Annotated in this window: 2 protein-coding genes; both read left to right on the top strand. The window is 33.4% G+C overall.

What is annotated here, in order from left to right:
- A partial coding sequence (locus tag U9P79_06325; protein MEA2104239.1) for a TetR/AcrR family transcriptional regulator occupies positions 1-638 on the top strand: 638 nt, incomplete at its 5' end.
- Positions 635-2,938 carry a TonB-dependent receptor gene (locus U9P79_06320; protein ID MEA2104238.1) on the top strand — a complete coding sequence of 768 codons (2,304 nt, stop codon included), beginning with the start codon at positions 635-637 and terminating at the stop codon, positions 2,936-2,938. The genes U9P79_06325 and U9P79_06320, both read left to right, overlap by 4 nt.
- Positions 2,939-2,976 lie beyond the last annotated feature (38 nt).

Here is a 2,976-nt window from a genome sequence, read left to right as displayed (position 1 = left end):
AAACAAAAGTTTTAATCAATCGTTTAAATCAATTGTTTGAAAGGAAAAAAATGAAAAATCAGTTGTCAACAAAAGAAAAACTTGTTTTTGCAATGATCACATGCATTGAGAAATATGGATTGAAAAATATAACCACACGCAAAATCGCGGCTGAAGCTAGAATAAATGTGGCTGCGATTAATTATCACTTCGGAAGCAAAGATAATCTATTAAATATCGCTCTAGAACAAACTCTTAACGAAGCTTTTGTAAATAATGTTGAAGAACATTTTACAGATAAAGCGACTTATAAAGCCTTTCTCGAATTTTTTGAAGAAACATTCACCGGCATTATAAACTATCCGAACATTACCAATGCTCACCTCGACAATCACTCATCTCCAAAGAAAGATCAGAATAATATCGCGAATAAGTTTAATAATTTTCTTACTGATCTTTTGGTAAAGGGAAATAAAAATCTAAAAGCTCAATCAGAAATTGAGAAAAAAATGTCTGTAGTTCAAATATTATCCGCTATTATATTTCCCTCTCTTAAACCCCATCTTTTTGAATCATTTTTGGAAATGGATTTCAAAAATCCGCAGAATGTCCAAATGTATATTAATAATTTATTAGAAAAAAACATGGAGAAAATATGAAAATCAGATTTGCAATAATTTTTTTTGTTTTGCTAAATTTATCTATTTGTTTGCAATCCGCACCTGCCCCGACCGGAAACATATATGGTTATACAACAGATAGCGAAACAAAATCACCTTTACAATACGTTAACGTAATAATTCCCAAATTGGAAACCGGAGCAATAACGGATTCGACCGGATATTTCTCATTAAACAATCTTCAGACTGGAAGCTATTCCATAGAATTCATAATAATGGGATACAAAAACTCGGTAAAGACCGATGTAATAGTACGATCTAATAGCGATACCTTTTTACGTGCTGAATTACAAAAAAGTACCATCCAAGTTTCTGGAATATCCGTTCAGGATAAACAATATTTCTCAATTTCAGAAAAACAGCCAACAAGTTCAGTCAATTTTTCAAACGAAGAAATTCGCCGTGCACCAGGTTCTGCCGGTGATATTAGTCGAATAGTTATGAACTTACCCTCTGTGGCAAAAATGGATGATCAGAAAAATAATCTCGTTGTACGAGGTGGCAGTCCAATCGAAAACGCTTTCTTCATAGACAACATCGAAATACCAAACATTAATCATTTTCCAACTCAAGGAACTTCCGGTGGAGCAATCGGTTTGCTGAACGTTGATTTTATTGAAAATGTTGATTTCTTTACCGGAGGATTTTCCTCAGAATACGGGAATCGCCTATCTTCAATAATGAATATCAAATATCGGGAAGGGAATCGGAGAAGATTCGATGGTCAATTGGACCTGAATTTCACTGGTTTCGGTGGAATTCTGGAAGGTCCCCTACCAAGCAAAAAAGGTTCATTTTTACTTTCTGTGCGAAGAAGTTATCTTGATTTTCTCGTTGATACAATTGATCTTGGAACCGATATAGCACCAAATTATGGAGACAGTCAGGGAAAATTCGTTTATGATATTGATAACAAAAACAAACTTTCTTTTCTTTTTCTCTGTGCAGATGATCATTCCAAATCCAATGCAGATACTGCCCAAAAAAATGATATGGTTTACTACGGGAATCAGGATATTTATCAAAACACATTCGGATTAAACTGGCGGCATCTTTGGAATAATAATGGATATTCAAATACATCGCTTGCTTATACTTTCACGAAATATAATGAAAAATTATTTGAAACCGGCAGTGATAATTTTCTTCTGAGGAATGATTCTAAGAAAGGAAATTCAAAAATCCGAAATGTGAATTTTTATAGATTTACAGATAATATTTCTGCGGAATTCGGTTTAGACACTCAATTTCAAATTATTGATTTGGATAATTTTTACAATGAATACGAAAATTCTATTGGGGACACAATTTCATCGCATTATGTAAACAAAAAAGAAGAAACTTTTTTTTTAGGTGCATTTTTCAATCTAAAATTATCCCCTTTTAACCGATTTTCTACTTCGATCGGTACACGTTTGGATTATTCATCCTATAACAAAAATTTTATAATATCTCCTAGATTTTCATCCTCATATCACCTTTCAAATATTACAACAATCAATGGAGCATTAGGATTATTTTATCAAAATTTTCCATCTGTTTTCCTTTTCCAGGACGATACTAACGAGAAACTTAAAACCCCGAAAGCAATTCATTTTATCCTCGGCGTTGAACATTTACTTTCCGAAGATACTAAAATTTCAGGAGAAATTTATAGAAAAAATTATGACAATTTCCCCCTTGATCCCTTAAATCCAGGTGTGTTTATGATTGATGAGGTTCAAGGAAATTATGCTTTTTTCAGCCATCACGACGATATTAACGATAATGGGGCTGCAATTTCTCAAGGAGTAGAGGTAATTCTACAGAAAAAATTGGCAGAAGATTTTTATGGAATTGTAAGTGGTTCCTATTTTTCCTCAAAATACCGTGATTATAATGGAAAATGGAGTAACCGTATTTGTGATAATCGGACAATATTTGGAATTGAGGGTGGATATAAGCCAAACGACAAATGGGAGATGAGTGCTCGTTGGATTTTTGCCGGCGGAAGACCTTACACACCTTATGATCTAGAATCTTCCATAGCAGCCAATCATGGAATTTTTGATTCAACAAATATCAACGGGAAACGCTATCCGGATTATCATTCCCTGAATTTACGAGTTGATCGCAGGTTTCACTTTAGAAAATCAAATCTTGTAATTTATCTGAGTGTTTGGAATGCTTATAATCGGAAAAATATTGCTTCCTATTATTGGAATATCACGGAAAATAGGCGTGATGAAATATATCAGTGGGGATTGTTGCCGATATTTGGGATCGAATATGAGTTTTAGGATCATACTCAAGAAAAATCGGTTTCAATTAATTTTGC

Source organism: Candidatus Cloacimonadota bacterium, assembly GCA_034661015.1.
In the GTDB taxonomy this organism is placed as follows: domain Bacteria; phylum Cloacimonadota; class Cloacimonadia; order JGIOTU-2; family JGIOTU-2; genus JAYEKN01.
The sequence above is the reverse complement of the archived record's forward strand: the minus strand, read 5'-3'. Positions and strand labels throughout refer to the sequence as shown.

Excerpts from the sequence above, each read along its gene's own strand:
- U9P79_06320 (MEA2104238.1), top strand. The coding sequence starts at position 635 with ATGAAAATCAGATTTGCAATAATTTTTTTTGTTTTGCTAAATTTATCT.